This is a genomic window from Aestuariimicrobium soli (genome assembly GCF_051192575.1).
Lineage (GTDB): Bacteria > Actinomycetota > Actinomycetes > Propionibacteriales > Propionibacteriaceae > Aestuariimicrobium > Aestuariimicrobium soli.
Genome location: NZ_JBPJSQ010000003.1, coordinates 465,408 through 481,016, shown reverse-complemented (window position 1 = coordinate 481,016; position 15,609 = coordinate 465,408). Strand labels below are relative to the sequence as shown.

The 15,609-nt window shown below is 71.2% G+C and carries 13 protein-coding genes; 3 read left to right on the top strand and 10 right to left on the bottom strand.

From position 1 onward, the window contains the following. Positions 1-6 precede the first annotated feature (6 nt). From ACSDQ9_RS05975 to ACSDQ9_RS05965, 3 genes are all read right to left on the bottom strand, one after another. Complete coding sequence (locus ACSDQ9_RS05975; protein WP_435144869.1) at positions 7-366, bottom strand: NADH-quinone oxidoreductase subunit A; 360 nt, start codon at positions 364-366, stop codon at positions 7-9. Positions 367-460: 94 nt separating this feature from the next. Then, complete coding sequence (locus tag ACSDQ9_RS05970) at positions 461-1,828, bottom strand: geranylgeranyl reductase family protein (RefSeq protein WP_435144867.1); 1,368 nt, start codon at positions 1,826-1,828, stop codon at positions 461-463. A 416-nt stretch (positions 1,829-2,244) separates the two neighbouring features. Further along, a complete protein-coding gene (locus ACSDQ9_RS05965; RefSeq protein ID WP_435144864.1) occupies positions 2,245-2,868 on the bottom strand; it encodes a maleylpyruvate isomerase N-terminal domain-containing protein in 624 nt (207 codons plus the stop codon). Positions 2,869-3,022: 154 nt separating this feature from the next. Between ACSDQ9_RS05965 and ACSDQ9_RS05960 the strand changes: the two genes are divergently transcribed. Further along, entirely contained in the window at positions 3,023-4,267 is a 1,245-nt protein-coding gene (locus ACSDQ9_RS05960) for an isochorismate synthase (protein WP_435144861.1), read from the top strand. Positions 4,268-4,298: 31 nt separating this feature from the next. Here the strand turns inward: ACSDQ9_RS05960 and ACSDQ9_RS05955 are convergent, their stop codons facing one another. Then, the gene (locus ACSDQ9_RS05955; protein WP_435144859.1) at positions 4,299-6,092 is read right to left on the bottom strand and encodes a DUF6297 family protein; all 1,794 of its coding nucleotides are present in this window, start codon (positions 6,090-6,092) and stop codon (positions 4,299-4,301) included. After that, positions 6,089-6,733 carry an ABC transporter ATP-binding protein gene (locus ACSDQ9_RS05950; protein WP_435144856.1) on the bottom strand — a complete coding sequence of 215 codons (645 nt, stop codon included), beginning with the start codon at positions 6,731-6,733 and terminating at the stop codon, positions 6,089-6,091. Before ACSDQ9_RS05950 ends, ACSDQ9_RS05955 begins: the two co-directional genes overlap by 4 nt. Before the next feature lie 95 nt (positions 6,734-6,828). Here ACSDQ9_RS05950 and ACSDQ9_RS05945 point away from each other — a divergent pair, with 95 nt between their 5' ends. Together ACSDQ9_RS05945 and ACSDQ9_RS05940 are read left to right on the top strand one after the other, a co-directional pair. Then, positions 6,829-7,524 carry a demethylmenaquinone methyltransferase gene (locus ACSDQ9_RS05945; protein ID WP_435144853.1) on the top strand — a complete coding sequence of 232 codons (696 nt, stop codon included), beginning with the start codon at positions 6,829-6,831 and terminating at the stop codon, positions 7,522-7,524. A gap of 9 nt (positions 7,525-7,533) precedes the next feature. Next, positions 7,534-9,207: a TM0106 family RecB-like putative nuclease gene (locus ACSDQ9_RS05940; RefSeq protein WP_435144850.1), complete on the top strand. Its 1,674-nt coding sequence runs from the start codon at positions 7,534-7,536 to the stop codon at positions 9,205-9,207. Between the two features lie 10 nt (positions 9,208-9,217). Here the strand turns inward: ACSDQ9_RS05940 and menD are convergent, their stop codons facing one another. From menD to ACSDQ9_RS05915, 5 genes are all read right to left on the bottom strand, one after another. Beyond that, positions 9,218-10,858: a 2-succinyl-5-enolpyruvyl-6-hydroxy-3-cyclohexene-1-carboxylic-acid synthase gene (gene menD, locus ACSDQ9_RS05935; protein ID WP_435144848.1), complete on the bottom strand. Its 1,641-nt coding sequence runs from the start codon at positions 10,856-10,858 to the stop codon at positions 9,218-9,220. Beyond that, a complete protein-coding gene (locus tag ACSDQ9_RS05930) occupies positions 10,855-11,919 on the bottom strand; it encodes an o-succinylbenzoate synthase (RefSeq protein ID WP_435144845.1) in 1,065 nt (354 codons plus the stop codon). Before ACSDQ9_RS05930 ends, menD begins: the two co-directional genes overlap by 4 nt. Beyond that, complete coding sequence (locus tag ACSDQ9_RS05925; RefSeq protein WP_435144842.1) at positions 11,912-13,282, bottom strand: S41 family peptidase; 1,371 nt, start codon at positions 13,280-13,282, stop codon at positions 11,912-11,914. Before ACSDQ9_RS05925 ends, ACSDQ9_RS05930 begins: the two co-directional genes overlap by 8 nt. 123 nt (positions 13,283-13,405) lie before the next feature. Next, on the bottom strand, positions 13,406-14,344 hold the full coding sequence (locus ACSDQ9_RS05920) for a 1,4-dihydroxy-2-naphthoate polyprenyltransferase (RefSeq protein ID WP_435144839.1): 939 nt from the start codon (positions 14,342-14,344) through the stop codon (positions 13,406-13,408). 57 nt (positions 14,345-14,401) lie between these two features. Further along, entirely contained in the window at positions 14,402-15,607 is a 1,206-nt protein-coding gene (locus tag ACSDQ9_RS05915) for an AMP-binding protein (protein WP_435144836.1), read from the bottom strand. Between the last annotated feature and the right edge of the window lie 2 nt (positions 15,608-15,609).

Genomic DNA, 15,609 nt, shown 5'->3' with positions numbered 1-15,609 from the left:
TCCCGCTCAGTCCCAGTCCAGGCCGCCGCGGCGCAGGACGTAGAAGTAGGCGACGAACACGGTCACGATGAACAGCACCATCTCGACGACCGCGAACAGGCCGAGACGGTTGAACGAGACGGCCCACGGGTAGAGGAACACGATCTCGATGTCGAAGACGATGAACAGCATCGCGGTGATGTAGTACTTCACCGGGAAGCGGCCGCCACCGACGGGCTGGGGAGTCGGCTGGATGCCGCACTCGTAGGTGTCGTACTTGGCACGGTTGTAGCGGGCCGGCCCGACGTTGATCGACATGACGATCGACACGAGGATGAACAACGCCGCGAGGGCGGCGAGTCCGATGATCGGGATGTAGGCGTTCACGAGTCCCCTCCTGGGCCGGTCGTGCTGGTTCTGCTGGTGCTACTGCGGGTGCGACGAGTGGCGGCGAAGCGGTCAGCCGTCGGATGGCTGGCTGTCATGCTGATGGCGCCATTCTGCGCAGGGCGTTGATGGTCTTGTCCATCACATCGCCGTCATGTTCGTCGGTGAGGTTGGCCAGCAACTTGTGCACCAGCCTCATCAGCGTCTTGCGGGGAAGCCCGTAGCGCACGCAGATCTTCATGATCTCGGGGTTGCCGATCAGCTTGGCGAAGATGGTGCCGAGGCGGAAGTAGCCGCCCATGTCGGACTTCAGATGGGTGACATAGCCCTGCAGCGCGAGTTCGGCGTTCGGGGTGCCGAAGCCGCGGGAGCGGGCCTCGCTGATGGCCTCGGCGGCCAGGGCGGCGGCCTCGAGGGCGTAGTCGATGCCCTCGCCGTTGAACGGGTTCACCATGCCGCCGGCATCGCCGACCAGAAGCAGTCCGCGCGCGTAGGCGGGCTGGCGGTTGAACGCCATCGGCAGGGCCGCACCGCGGATCTGGCCGCGCAGGTTCTCGTCCGTGAAACCCCATTCAGGGGGACAGGCCTTCAGCCAGGTCTTCATCAGCTGGCGGTAGTCGGTCTTGGCGAAGGCCGGGGAGGTGTCGAGCATGCCGAGGCCGACGTTGCTGATGCCCTCGCCGGTCGGGAAGGCCCAGCCGTAGCCCGGCAGCAGGTTCGACTCGTGGGGCTTGCCGTCCCACAGTTCGAGCCACGACTCCATCCAGTCGCCGTTGCCGCGTTCGCACTCGAAGTAGGCGCGCACCGCCACGCCCATCGGACGATCCTCACGCTTGGTGAGGCCCATCGCCACCGCGATGCGGCTCGAGACGCCGTCGGCGGCCACGACCACGGGCGCGCGGAACTCGCGACCGTCCTTGGTGGTGACGCCCACGATGCGATCGGTGCGCTCGTCGATGATCGGGGCGGTCACGTTGGCGCCGGTGTGCAGGTGGGCCCCGAGGGCGACCGCGTGGGCGGCGAGCAGGGCGTCGAGGTCTTCGCGGCGACGGACGAGGCCGTAGTTGGGGAAGTCCTTGAGCTCGGGCCAGGGCATGTCGAAGGGCTCGACGCGGCCGCCGTAGACGCGCAGGCCCTTGTTGCGGTGCCAGCCGTTGGCCTCGGAGGTGTCGATGCCCAGGTTGACCAGTTGCTTGACCGCACGCGGGGTGAGGCCGTCGCCGCAGATCTTGTCGCGGGGGTAGGTGGCCTTCTCGAGCAGGATCACGTCGAGACCGCGGCGCGCGAGGTGGGCGGCGGTGGCGGCACCGGCGGGGCCACCGCCGACGATGACGGCGTCGGCGTGGCGGGGCTTGAGGCTGGGCTGGGTGCCGGACTGGGACTGGGACTGGCCGGACGGGGGCTGGGCGGGGTCGGCGTATGCCGCAGGGGCTGCCTGACCGGCGGCCTGTGCGTCACTCATCGCATCTCCCATGGGGCGGCGAGGCGCCCCTCTCCCAGCTGCGGGCGACTCCTGGGTCGCCCGTCTCGGCCCTTACTCTAGGCCGAATCGACAGGCGGCGCTAAACCACCCCACCGCTGGGTGAGATTGCCCGCTGACTAGGTGGAACAGGAGCCATTTAGGCAATCTGGGGGTTGCGTTAATCGTTGCAGTGGGGCGGTCGCGGGGCGAGCCCGTCACCGCGGCGTCGTCCCCGGTCGATCCGGTCGATCCCGCCGGCATGACACCCTCGGTCGGGCCAGCCAACCGCAGACTCCCAGCTATCCGCAGACTCCCAGGAAAGAGTGCAACCCCGAGGAAAGTTCCTGAGGGCCGAATGTTTTGGTGCGAGTTTGCTGGCTGCGCCCGTGTCGAGTCCACGGACCGGTGGTCAGGGATCAGCGAGCGGCGAAGACCGAGAAGCCCGTCGGCAGACTCCCGCGCCCGGTCAGGGCTCGGGCGAGCTCGGGCCCTCGTCCGTCGAGCAGGACGATCTCGGTGACCAACTCGAGTGTCTGCCGCATCGGGTCGGCCGGCACCATCAGCGGACGACCGACGGCGGCGGCCAGGTCGAGGGAGTGGATCACCAGTTCGAGCGTGCGCGTGGGCAGGTAGGCCGACAGGTGCATCGCTCCCCCGCGCGTGACGATCACGGGATCGTCCTCGAGGTCGGCGAGGCGACCGAGCACGCGCTCGACCACCTCGCGGACGACCCGCTCCGGGGTCTCGCCCAAGGCCTCACCGGCTTCCCTGCCCCGGGTTGCGACGGACGCGTCGTCGATGGTCTGGATCGCCTGGTGGTAGTAGCCAGCGGGGGTCAGGTGGTCGGGCTGGTCACCCGGCAGATCCAAGTAGTCGTCGACCGTGAGGACGGCCCGCAGGGTGTGCCCGAGCAGGTCGCGCACCGACCAGGCATCGGTCGCGGGCCGCACCAGGTCGGCGCGGGTGAGTTCGTCGGCCAGGTCGGCGAACATGCGCGCGGCCTCGTCGAAGGTGGTGAGTTGGGTGTCGAGTGCGGTCACCGCGAGCCTCCTTGCTGGGTGGCACCAGCGTCCCACGCCCGCGCGGCGCCCCCCGACCGGGGTCCCCCTTGCCGCACACAGTTGCCACAGCCTGCCCGTGTCAAAGCGACCGCCGATGACGCCCGCCGAAGAGTTGTGTGGCTAGGCTGCGAGGGTGATCGTCAATCCCGGTTCCGCGAGACTGCGCGCCCGGACCGTCGCCATTCCTGACCCCGGTCCGCTCGAGATGTACCTCCCGCGCGAGCACGGTTCGGCCTTCGTGCGCCGTGGCGACGGAATCATCGGGATCGGCGAGGTGGCGCGCTTCGCGACCGACTCCCTCGACGCCGCCGACATCTGGTGGAGCGAGTTCGCCGGCACGATCGAGCACGAGACCGAGCTGTACGGCCAGTACGGCACCGGCCCCATCGCCTTCGGCTCGTTCGCCTTCGACCCCGACCGCTCGGCCGAGCCCTCGGTGCTGGTCGTGCCCGAATGGACGATCGGACGCCGCGAGGGCCACTGCTGGTGCACTCGCCTCGGCTACGGCAACCTGCCCGATGAGATGCCGGAGCGCCAGCCCGCCCCGATGTCACCGGGCGAGGTGTCGTGGTCGGACGGGTCGATGTCGGGTGTCGACTGGGAACTGATGGTCGCCGAGGCCGTGCGGCTGCTCAACGGTGGTGAGGTCGACAAGATCGTTCTGGCCCGCGACCTGATCGCCCGCGCCGCCGGCCCCATCGACCCCCGCTGGCTGGTGGAACGACTGTCGACCAGTTACCCCAGCACCTACACCTTCCTGGTCGACGGCCTGGTCGGCGCCACCCCCGAGATGCTGGTGCGCCGCCGCGGTGGCCTGGCCACCTCGCGCGTGCTCGCCGGCACCATTCGCCGCGGCACCGGCGACGAGAACACCCGGCTGGCGGAGGCGCTGCGATCGTCCAGCAAGAACCAACGCGAGCACGAGTTCGCGGTGGCGTCGGTGGCGGAGTCGCTGGCGCCGTTCTGTTCGGGCATGAACGTGCCGGAGCAGCCCTCGATCCTCGAATTGCCGAACGTGCTGCACCTCGCCACCGACATCACCGGGGTGGTCAACGACGACGTCACCTCCCTGGGCCTGGCCGCGGCCGTGCACCCCTCGGCCGCGGTCTGCGGCACCCCGACGCACGTGGCCCTCGACCTGATCAACGAACTCGAGAACCTCGATCGCGGACGATACGCCGGCCCCGTCGGGTGGATCGATGCCGCCGGTGACGGCGAATGGGCCCTGGCGCTGCGCTCGGGGCAGATCCACGCGGCCACGCCCGAGGAGATCCAGATCTTCGCCGGCGCTGGCATCGTGGCCGACTCCAGCCCGCACGAGGAACTGGCCGAGACGATCGCCAAGTTCCGCCCGATGCGGGACGCGCTGTCGGGCTGACCCGACAGCTTCCGACCGAGGTCAGCGGGGCTCAGCCGCCCCGCTTGATCCGAATCTTGTCGCCCGAGGCGCCACCCTTGCCGGACTGACCCGACTTCGCGCCGGGCTGCCCCGCCGCTGCGGCCAGCTTCGACTCGTTGAGCGCCTTCTTCTGCTGCTCCTGCAGTTCGCGCATCTCCTCCTGATCGATGCCGCCCATCCGCAGGAAGCTGAAGATGATGATGCCGAGCACCACCGAGATCCACGGAGTCCAGCCGAACACGGCCGGAATGCTCATCAACGCCACCATGTCGAAGCCGCGCACCAGGTTGAACATCAGCCCCGGCGGCATGGCACCCATGCTGGTCGCCACCATCGGCGCCTGGTAGTTGGCCGACTTGGCCGACTGCCAGCGCATCGCCCCGAGCAGCCCGGCGAAACCGGTGACCAGGGCCCACATGGCGGCATCCGCGGGCGACTTTCCGACCAGGCCGGCACCGGCCACGCCCACGAAGGCAGGGGTCACCGCGATCCCCCAGACCAGGGCCAGCACGGCCGGCACCACGCAGGTGGCGGTGCGAATCTGCGCCGTCGTGAAGGGGAAGGCACGCGCCAGACCCTTCGTCCGCGACAGCACGCGCAGCGAGGTGAAGAACGGAATCAGGGCGGCCATCAGCACGATCGCGGCGATGGGCACGACCAGTCGTCCGAGCCCCAAGGCCTGCACCGCGTACGGCACCACCACCGAGCACACCAGCAGCACCAGCGGCTTGGGGAACCGAATGATGCGCTGCACGTCGCGCAGCACCAGCGCGGTGAGGCCGGTGCCTCGTCCGCGGGTGGGACGAACGTGACCGCGGTCGACCGCCTCGCGCTCGACCAGGATGTCGCGCATCAGGCCGAAGTCCATGGCGAACATCGCACCCTGCATGCCGCTGATCAGCGATCCGCCCGAGACCAGACGCGAGCGGCGAATGCGGTTGAGGCGCGCGCGGGCGATCAGGCCGGCCGCGATGCACAGCAGCAGGCCGACGCCGGCGACGACGGCCGCCAGCTCGACGGCCAGGTTGTCGTTCAGCCCCAGATCGATCCAGTTGGCGGCCGTGGCCACCACCAGCAGCAGCGCCGCCAGACCCACGAGTGAGACCAGCGCCTGCAGCGCCTTCACGATCCACGACCGTTCGGCCCCCTGTTCGGCGGCCGACAGGGCCGTCAGGCCGGCGGCCCCCAGACCCGTGGCCACGGTCCAAGCGATCACCGCGGTGCCGGACGACCCGGTGAGCGCACTGGTCAGGGCCCCGACGGCGGCACCGCCGACCAGGGCCAGCAGGATGGCAGCGAGCAGTCGGGCGGCCAGCAGCTTGGAGCGCCGCAGGGGCGCCTCCATCAGCCAGAATCCCTCGGCGGCCGAGGCCAGCACCGGGCCGAACATGCGGGCGGCGCCGAGGGTGAGCCCGAGCACACCGGCCAGCGCGGCCCACGGCAGCAGTCCGCGGGCGGCGCCACACGAGTCGGCCGAGCACTCGGCGGCCAACGACTGAGCGCGGATCAGCGAGGAGATCATCATGGCGGCGATCACCGCGATGGAGAAGATGGCGACGTAGGCGTCGGAGATCATCTGGCCAACGCTGCGGGTGGCGCGACCGCGGCGCCAGTCCTTCATCAACAACTGCAGCTGGCGCTCGTCGACCTCGTGCTGGTGCAGGTGGTTGACGTCCTGGGTCACCACCAGCCGGGCTTCCTCGGGCAGGGCCTCGGGGGCCTCGGCGAGCACGACCTCGGGCTCGGTGCCAGGCTGCGGCTGGCCGCCCTTGGCGGGGGACTTCTTGCGGCTGGCGCGGCTCATCCGCGAGCACCCCCCAGCTGCACGATGCGGCAGCCCAGGGCCTCGACCAGCGAGGGCTCGTGCGAGGCCAGCACGATGGCGAGCCCGCGTTCCTTCTCGACGCGCAGGCGCTCCCCGAGCCAGCGGATGCCCTCGACGTCGAGTCGCTGTTCGGGCTCGTCGAGCACCAGCAGCTTGCGGGGGCGCACCATGGCCGTGGCCAGGGCGAGTCGGCGGCGCTGACCCGACGACAGGGTGCCCGGCAACTGACCCGACTGCGGCACCAGCTGCACCTCTTCGAGCACCTCGTCGACGAGGGCATCGGCGTCGTCGAGGCCGTGGGCCCGCGCGAGCAGGTCGAGGTGTTCGACCACCGACAGGTCGGGGAAGAAGTCGAGGTCGTCGATGACGGTGGCCACGTTGCGGCGAATGTCGACGTTGGACTCGCTCACCTTCTCACCGAGCACCTCGACGGTGCCCTCGGTGGGACGATCCGCCCCCACCAGGCAGCGCAGCACGGTGGACTTGCCGGCACCGTTTCGTCCGGTGAGGGCGACCGCCTCGCCCTCGCGCACCTCGAGCGAGAAGTTCTCGACGATGGTGGAGGGTCCGTAGGACTTGGAGAGGTTCGTCACCTTGAGGACGACTGTGCGAGCGGCCATGGCCCCATCGTAGGAGCCAATCGCCGAGGCTCCGAACGCGGTGAAGGTCGGCGCCCCGGCTCGAACCTGTCAGGGGCGTGTGGGACAGTGGTGCCGTGGTGGAGATTCGAGCCGACCTGACCAAGCGTCGCCGCGACGTGAGTGCGATGTTCGACGGCGTCGCCAAGCGCTATGACCTGCTCAACCGGCTGCTCACCTTCGGCGTCGACGCCAACTGGCGCGACGACGTCATCGAGGCGCTCGAGCCGCGTCCGGGCGAGCGCATTCTCGACCTGGCCGCCGGCACCGGGGCCTCGTCGGCTCCCATCGCGGACGCCGGTGCGGCGGTCTACTGCACCGATCTGTCGTGGGGCATGCTCGCCGAGGGTCATCGCCGCCACCCCGAACTGACCTTCGTCGCCGGTGACGCCCTCAACCTGCCGTGGGCCGACGACACCTTCGACGCCGTCACCATCAGCTTCGGGCTGCGCAATGTCGAAGACACCCTGGCCGCGCTGCGCGAGATGAAGCGCGTCACCAAGCCCGGCGGTCGCCTGCTGATCTGCGAGTTCTCGACCCCGGTCAACCCGGCCTTCCGGCGCCTCTACTCCACCTACCTGGGCACTGTCTTCCCCCTGGGACGCCGGTTCGCCAGCAACCCGGCCGCCTACGACTACCTGGCCGAGTCGATCCGCGCCTGGCCCGATCAACCAGGGCTTGCCGACCTGTGCGCCGCGGCCGGTTGGCGGGCCACCGGCTGGCAGAACCTGTCGGGAGGCATCGTCGCCCTGCACCGGGCGTGGGCCGACTGAATGCCGACCATGATCATGCTGGGGGCCTACGCGGCCGAGAGCTGTCCGGTGAAGACCCAGCACGAGTACGACCCGCTCGCCCCGCCCGCACCGACCGACGAGGCGGCGCAGCAGGAGCGGTTCGCGGGCGCGAACCTGTTCAAGGACGAGGTCTACCCCGTGCTCGCCTCCGCCCCCGGCGCGGTCGACCTGCGTGACTGCCCCGATGCGTTGGTGCTCACCCGCCAGGCGGTGGCCGACGGTGCGCCACTGATCCTCGGCCCGCGGCTGCCGTGGTCGATCTCCGGACACCGCAAGGGCCACCCCGAGGCCCTCGTCCGGGGTGCCGACCGCGCCGACGGGTCACCCGGCTACCTGCCGCTGCGCATCAAGCGCCACCGGGTGCTGGAACGCCAGCGCATGACCGACCCCTGGGTCTGGGTGGCGCCGCTGGCGCGCCCGTGGTTGGACGACGCCCAGGTGCCCGACGAGGCCAGCTTTCGGGGCGGACGAGAGCGCGACGCCCTGCAACTGGCCCACTTCTGGCGCCTGCTCGACGAGATCGGCTGGGTCGCGGAGGGGTGCCCCACGGGTGCGCTGATCGGCACCGACCAGATCGCCGACCTCGACGGCGACCTGGGCGTGGTCTGGGTGAACCTGCTGCACAAGGGGTTCCGCGCGTTCTCGCGCACCGCCAGCTCGGGGTGGAAGCGACGCTCCGCCCTCGAGCGCTACGACCACGAGTTCGGTTTCCGGGTGAAGGTGGCCCAGACCGCCCAGGCCCACACCGCGGAGTCGGCCCGGCTGATGGTGCAGCCGATCGTCACCCGCGAGTGCAATTCCTGCCAGTGGTGGTCGGTGTGCGCGCCGGCACTGGACGACGACGACCTGAGCATGCAGATCAACAAGTCGCCGCTCGACGTGCGCGAGATCGGGGCGTTGCGCAAACTTGGCGTCTCAACCGTGAACGACCTGGTCAGCGCCGACATCGAGGCGTTGCTGCCGGCCTACCTGCCCGAGGTGCAGCATCGACCCGGTGGTGAGCAGCGCCTGCGGCTGGCCGCCCGGCGCGCCACGCTGATCGCCGAAGGGGTGAACCTCGAGCGGCTCAACGAGATTCCCGCCGACCTGCCCGAGCACGACCTCGAGATCGACTTCGACATCGAGACCAGCCGGGACGACCGCATCTATCTGTGGGGCTTCCTGGTGCACGACCGGGCCTCCTCGAAGGTCTGGTACGAGTCGTTCGCCGACTTCCGAGAACTGGACGACGAGCAGGAGTGCGAGCTGGCTGCCCGTGCGGCGGCCTGGCTGGTGCGGTTGTGCGAGAACCGCGACGCGCAGGTCTACCACTACTCCGACTACGAGCTGGTGCACCTGGCCAAGGTCGGCGCCATGTCGAAGGACGCCCATCTGCTCACGCTGTTGGAGCGCCGCGACCTGTTCACCGACCTGTTCGCGAGCGTGCGCGACCACTGGTTCGGGGCGCAGGGACTGGGGCTGAAGGTGGTGGCCTTCGAGGGCCCGGGCTTCCGGTGGCGCGACCCCGACCCGTCGGGGCTGGCCTCCCAGGGCTGGTTCACCGAGGCCGTCGCCGGCGACACCGAGCAGACCCGGTCGGTCGCCGTCACCCGCCTGCTGGAGTACAACGAGGACGACGTGCGCGCCACCTGGGCGGTGCGGGACTGGCTGCGCCGCACCTGAGCCGGCCGCGTCAGACGCGCGCCACCAGCACCTGCCACCCCTGCTCAGGGTGAGGGCCGCTCAGGGCCGCGGCCAGCTCGTCCGCCGAGTCCACCTCGACGACCTCTGCCCCGAGCCCGCGGGCGGCCGCCGCCAGATCGGTGCGCTGGGGAGTGCCGAAGACGCGCGCGAAGTGGCGCGCATAGACCGGCTCCCCCTGCTCGAGCCCGGCGAAGATGCCGCCACCGTGGTCGTCCACCACCACGACCCTGACGCCGGGCGACTCCTCCAGTTCGCCCCCGACGAGGGCACCCAGATCATGGACGAAGGTCAGGTCGCCCACCAGCGCGGTCGTGGCTCGTCCCGTGGCCAGGCGCACGCCCAGCGCGGTCGACAGGGTGCCGTCAATGCCGGCCAGCCCACGGTTGGCGAGCACGAGCGGCTCACCGTGGTTTCGATGAGTGGTGCCGATGGGCGCCCGGTCGGCGCACCTGACCACCGAGGACGACCCGAGCATCAGCACCTCGTCGTCGGCGAGGGCGGCGAGCACGCTCTGGACGACCAGGTCGGCCCCCCACTGGTCGGGTGCGGCCCCGCCAGCCAGCGGATGATCGATCCAGCTGCGCAGCCAGGTCTCGGACGACGGGTCTGCAGCCTCACCCCCCTCAGCGTCGACACGTTCCACCTCGAGACGTTCCACCTCGACACTGTCGACCACCCTGGTGGCGGCCCAGCCCGTGTCGATCCAGTCGGCCCGCTCGCTGACCATGATCAACTCGACATCGCTGCGCGACAGCAGGCGGGTCATGGGCCGCGACAGGGTCGGGTGCCCGAACACGATCACCCGCTCCACCTCGGCGGCCAGCTCACTCCCCAGCACCGCCGCCACCCCGGCGATCGCGCACGCACCCGAGCGCGCCCCCGACGAGGGCTCCGCCAGCAGCGGGACTCCCAGGCGTTCGGCGAGACGACGGGCGGATCGTCCGACCGAGGGGGTGGCATCGCCACAGACGACGACCGTGCGCGGCCCGGGAGCGATCATGGTCGGCTCGGCGGGCCGGGCCGCCGCCACCGGCAACACCCCCGGTCGGGGCAGCCAGTCGTCGCGCACTAGGGCGGGGTCGAGCAGTGGCGTGGCCAGGGCCAGGTTCACCTGCACCGGGCCGGGCTGGCGGGTGCGCACCCCACTCGCGATGGCGAGCGCGCGCACCAGTTGCCGCCGCCAGACGGCCGGCGCGCCCGACTCGTCGGCCAGTTCCACGCAGTCGAGGGTGTGCGGGGCGAGCAGGTCGAGCTGGCGGGTCGTCTGGTTCGATCCGGAATCCCGCAACGACAACGGACGATCGGCCGAGAGCACCACCAGCGGAAGACCCGAGTGGCGGGCCTCGGCGACGGCCGGGTGCAGGTTGGCAACGGCCGTGCCCGACGTGGTGACCACCGCCACCGGCGCGGGCGGAAAGACATCGGCACCCGCCTTGGCCAGACCGAGGGCCAGGAAGCCGGCGGTGCGCTCGTCCACCCGCACGTGCAGGCGCAGCAGGCCGGCGGCGTCGGCGGTGGCCAACGCGAGCCCCAGCCCCGCATTGCGCGAGCCCGGGCTGAGCACGACCTCACGCACCCCAGAGTCGATCAAGGTCGCGACGACGGCGCGCGCCAGCTCCGGTGAACTCACGAACGCTCCCTTTCCGCGCCCGACCGGTGGTGAATTTCGGCCGAGCCAGCCCGACCCACCGTGTCGGTGAGTCGCTCGAACCAGACGGCCCGTCGGTCGTCGGCGAGTTCATGGTGCCGCACCAGCGTCGGATCGGCCACCACGCCCGCCGGGTGCACCGGCAGCGCACCGTCGACCGCGATCAACCGGTCGGGCACCACGTCACCCCGCAGCAGGGTCGCGGTGTTCAGTCCGCAGGCATACGGCAGATCGGGCAGGGCGGCGGCCAGCGCCACCCCCATCGCCAACCCCACCGAGGTCTCGAGGGCGCTCGAGACCACCACGGGCAGCCCGAGCCGCTCCGCCAACTCGAGGCAGCGGCGCACCCCACCCAGCGGTTGCACCTTGAGCACGGCGATGTCGGCCGCATCGAGGGCCACCACCCGCTCGGGATCGCCGGAGCGCCGGATGGACTCGTCCGCGGCGATCGGCACGTCGATGCCGGCGCGGGCCAGGCGCACTCGCAGCTCGGCGAGCTCCTCGACGGTGGCACACGGCTGCTCGACGTACTCGAGATTGACGTCGCGGAAGCGAGTGATGGCCTCGAGGGCGTCATCGACCGACCAGGCGCCGTTCGCGTCGATCCGCACCCGACCCGAGCTGCCCAGGGCCTCGCGCACGGCCCGCAGTCGATCATGGTCGGCGGCCAGGTCGGAGCGCGGGTCGGCGACCTTCACCTTGGCGGTGCGGCAGCCCTGCTCGACCACCAACTGCTGCGCCCGCTCGGGAGTGGTGACCGGCACCGTGCAGTTGACCTCGACCCGGGAGCGCACCGGGGTGGGAAAGCCCTGGGTGCAGGCCTCTTCGCAGGCGCGCCACCAGCCCACCAGCTCGTCCCCGGAATAGTCGAGAAAGGGGCTGAACTCGCCCCAGCCGGCCGGGCCACGCAGCAGCAGACCCTCGCGCCGATCGATGCCGCGGAACCGAAGGGTCAGGTCGATGCCGTAGCCGGCCACCTGCTCCACCCAGTCAGGCAGTCTCACCTCAGGCACCCCCACCTCACGCACCCATCTGTCAGGCACTCAGGGCCGCCTCGAGCATGCTGTCGGTACCCCCGAGGTAGTCCCGCCAGGTGTTCTGCACCGCCAGGTCGGGGCGGAACTCCCCCACCCCCTGCAACAGGAACTTGTCGGGCAGCCACACGTCGCCCCACAGCGAGGCGTCGTGCGAGAGGTCGTGCCAGTCATGACACAACTGCACCGTCAGTCCCGACCGGGGCAGCACCACGACCCTCCCCTGCCCGCGGAACTTGAGCTCGTCCCCGACCTCGTTGCCGACCAGCAGGGTGCGCTCGGGGGCGCGGGCCAGCACCTGACTCGCCGCGATCAACCCGCCGCCGATGGTGTTGGGGCCGATCACCACGCGAATGGGCACGCTCAGGGCGCGGGCGCGTTCGGCGATCGCCTTCACCACGGGAAGCACCTCGCGGTAGTCGCCGCCGGCCGCGTAGCGCACGTCGACCACGAACCTGGCCGGCGCGTCGTCCGCGATGCGCGCCACCACGTCGAGCACGGCAGCGGACGAGGGGTTCCCGCCCTCGGGGGTGCCCAGCAGACGCACGTAGCTGGCGTCGCCGATGCGGGTGTGCCACAGCGGTTCGGTGAGGTGGCGCTGCGAGACGGGCAGGCGCTCGGCGGGCAGGTCGTCGAGCGCGGTGACCCATCCGCGGGTGCCCAGCCCCGCGTCGCCGGGGAATCGGTCGCGGAAGTCGGCGAGTGGCCCGCCGGGCAGCGCCTCGAGGTCGGCCACCAGGTCGGTGACGGTGCGTACCCCGTCGACGGACTCGGTCTCGAGGCGCACCGGGCTGCGTGCGTCGGCCAACTGGCCCACCCGTTGCAGGGCCGCGGGCACCGTGAAGAACCACGCGGTGCGGTTGCGTCGCCACGAGCGGGTGCCGCCGCCGAGAAAACGGACGAACCCGGGCCACACGTCGGCAGGCTCACCGCCGGCGATGCGCAGCACCCGATGCCCGACGAGCGAGGCGTGCTCGGCGCGTGTCTTCACCACCACCAGGTCGTCGGCCATCCAACTGAAGCGCACGGGCAGCCGGTGGGCGCTGGTGGTCAGCAGGCCGGTCGCCGCATTGTCGAACTGAGCCAGCGCCTCCGAGGCCGTCAGCGTGAGCTCGTCGATGCTGCCCGCCGGTCGGGTGGTGAGCACGTCGAGGAAGGCGACCCACTGGGCCTGACTGGCCCCCAGCTCGAGCCGCCGCACGGCCCGACGCAGGTACTTCACGTCGCCGGCCAGCCCGGCGGGCAGTCCTCGCCGGCGGGGCTTGGGCAGCACGGTGCGGGCGAGGGATCCCTGGTCGATGCTGCCGGCGAGCGCGGCGACACCGGCCGCGGTGGCGGCGGAGGCGATCAGCACCTTGTGACGGGTCTTCATGACTGGCTGGTCTTCATGGGGCGCTCCGTGATGTCGGGGAAGGTCGACGCGGGGTTCTCCCACTTCACCACCCGGGTGGGCGGGCTTCAAGGGGGCGCGCTCAGCCGCAACCCGTCCGTGACCTCACCAGGTGGCGACGACGGCACCGGCGAGCAGCCCGATGCCCAGCAGCAGCTCGGCCTGACCGGTCTGCTTGAGCACCGGGATCAGCGCACGCCCCGACGCCCCGCGCAACACCGTCGCCACCGACGGCACGAGGGCGATCAGCGTGAGCAACCCGGTCAGCAGCCACCAGTCGGCCAGCCCGGCGGCCACCACCACTCCGGCGACGGTGGCCGCCGCCAGCAGCAGGTGGAACCAGCGGGTGCCGCGGTCGCCCAGCCGCGTGGCCAGGGTGCGCTTGCCCACCTGCCGGTCGCCGACGATGTCGCGCAGGTTGTTGGCCACCAGCAGGGCGCAGGCCACACAGCCGACGGCCACGGCCACCACCACGGCAGTAACCGTCAGGCCGCCCGTGAGCAGGTAGTGGGTGCCGCAGACGGCCACCAACCCGAAGAACAGGAAGACCATCACCTCGCCCAACCCGGCGTAGCCGTAGGGGTGCGAGCCGCCGGTGTAGAACCACGCCGCCGCGATGCACGCGACGCCCACCACCAGTAGCCACCAGTGCTGGGTGAGCAGCACCAGCACGAGACCCACCACGGCTGCGACGCCGAAGCACGCGAAGGCCGCCGCCTTCACCTGGCCCGGACGAGCGGCCTTCGACCCCACCAGACGCAGCGGCCCGACGCGCTCGTCGTCGGTGCCGCGCACCCCGTCGGAGTAGTCATTGGCGTAGTTCACCCCGACCTGCAGGGCCAGGGCGAGCACCAAGCAGAGCACCAGGATCGCCCACGAGTGCAGGCCGAATCCGCCGGTGCCGGCCCGCTCGGAGAGGTCGCCACCGGGACCGAACCCGTCGAGTCGCAGCAGGCCCGTGGCGCCACCGGCCAGCACGGGGGCCGTGGCAGCCGGAAGGGTGCGCGGACGGGCACCCTCCAGCCATTGCTCGAACGTGGCCATGCCTCACCTCTCGCTGGGTCTGTCGACGTCTCGGGCCGAAATCTGGGAACGGGCAGCTCAGCCGAACAGGTCGAGCAGTCGTTGCCGGTCGATCTTCCCAGAAACGGTGCGGGGCAGGCGCGCGACCACCGCCAGCCGTTTGGGCAGGGCCGCAGGCTGCAGCCCGGCCGCCCGCAGCCGGTCGCGCCAGTCCTCGAGGGCGCCAGCGGACGAGGGGCCCTCCTCGACCGGCCTGTTCTCAACCGCTGGCCCGTTCTCAACCGCTGGCCCGTTCTCAACCGCTGGCCTGTTCTCAACCACCAGGCAGATCATGGAGCCCCACTCGTCATCGGGCACGGCCACCAGCACTGCTCGCCCCATGGCCAGGGAGTCCGTGGCCCGGGAGTCCACTGCCTGTGCGTCGAGCACGGCCTGGGCCCGGGCCAGGTCGACGTTCACCCCGCCGGTGATGACCACGTCATCGACGCGGCCCAGCACCTCGAGTCGCCCGTCGTGCCAGCGACCCCGGTCACGGGTGACGACGCGAGCGTCGACGAGGGTCTCGTCCGTCAGTTCGGGGAGGCCCAGGTAGCCGGAGAAGATCATCGGACCGGCGATCGAGATGCGGCCGTCGCCCTCGGCGATGGCCACGTCGACGCCGGGCAGCGGCACCCCGTCGTAGACGCAGCCGCCGGCCGTCTCGCTCATGCCGTAGGTGGCGATCGCGTTGACCCCGGCGGCGCGCCCCCGCTCCAGCAGGTCGGCGGGAATGGCCGAACCGCCGACCAGCACCTCGGAGCAGGCACGCAGCCCCGCGAGCATGGCCGGGTCGTCGGCGAGCGCCCGGTGCAGGTGGGTGGCGACGATCGACGCCACGGCGGGACGGTTCGGTCGTCCGCGGAGCAGCTCAGCAAGCCCCTGCAGCGAGGCGGGGAGGGGCAGGAAGTCGGCACCGGCCACCCGGGAGCGCACCAGGGTCATCAGTCCGGCCACGTACTGCAGCGGCAGGGCGCCCACCCAGTCGCGGCGGCCGATCACGCGCTCGGTGGCCAGGGCCCCGGCGCGCAGCGCGGCACCCGACAGGCACACGCCCTTGGGCTGGCCGGTCGACCCCGAGGTGGCCACGATCACCCCGCCGTCGGCGCTCCCCTCGGGCAGGTCTGCGTCGCGCCAAGAGGTCTCCGGGCCCGGCTCCAGCGGCGCGAGCCAGCAGCGCTCGGCCAGGGCGTCGTCGATCAGGGCTGGCAGCTCGTCGGGCCGGCAGGTGCGGATGACGCCACTCACGC

What these genes read in the sequence shown, in the direction of transcription:
- ACSDQ9_RS05970 (WP_435144867.1), bottom strand. Translation starts at nt 1,828, where the DNA reads ATGAGTGACGCACAGGCCGCCGGTCAGGCAGCCCCTGCGGCATACGCC.
- ACSDQ9_RS05955 (WP_435144859.1), bottom strand. Translation starts at nt 6,092, where the DNA reads ATGAGCCGCGCCAGCCGCAAGAAGTCCCCCGCCAAGGGCGGCCAGCCG.
- ACSDQ9_RS05950 (WP_435144856.1), bottom strand. Translation starts at nt 6,733, where the DNA reads ATGGCCGCTCGCACAGTCGTCCTCAAGGTGACGAACCTCTCCAAGTCC.
- ACSDQ9_RS05940 (WP_435144850.1), top strand. Translation starts at nt 7,534, where the DNA reads ATGATCATGCTGGGGGCCTACGCGGCCGAGAGCTGTCCGGTGAAGACC.
- ACSDQ9_RS05925 (WP_435144842.1), bottom strand. Translation starts at nt 13,282, where the DNA reads ATGAAGACCCGTCACAAGGTGCTGATCGCCTCCGCCGCCACCGCGGCC.
- ACSDQ9_RS05920 (WP_435144839.1), bottom strand. Translation starts at nt 14,344, where the DNA reads ATGGCCACGTTCGAGCAATGGCTGGAGGGTGCCCGTCCGCGCACCCTT.